At 40.2% G+C, this 276-nt stretch carries 1 pseudogene; it reads left to right on the forward strand.

The window, feature by feature from the left end:
* Positions 1-276, forward strand: a pseudogene (locus IQR33_RS33910) (EAL domain-containing protein); the annotation flags it as partial.

The following is a 276-nucleotide window of genomic DNA, read 5'->3' on the forward strand; positions in this document are numbered from 1 at the left end:
GGATACTTCATCCCTTTTACTATGCAAAACAACCATCAGAATGGCATCGAACATCAACAGAAGATCAATCAATACACAACCAATAGTCTTCGCAAAGCGCTTCGTATTTGCCTGCGTAATAAAAAGATCTATTCAGAAGCAATGTGGGTTGTGTTGATCACTGCGATCATTTTCTTTGCTATCTGTTACTACGCGATAAACAGCATCGTTAAACATAATTATCTGGATAACGCCTTCGAAATTGCAGAGAGCCTTTCCCGCAGGAGTTGCTTTGCT

The sequence above is a fragment of the Vibrio sp. OPT46 genome (genome assembly GCF_015163535.1).
In the GTDB taxonomy this organism is placed as follows: Bacteria; Pseudomonadota; Gammaproteobacteria; order Enterobacterales; family Vibrionaceae; genus Vibrio; species Vibrio alginolyticus.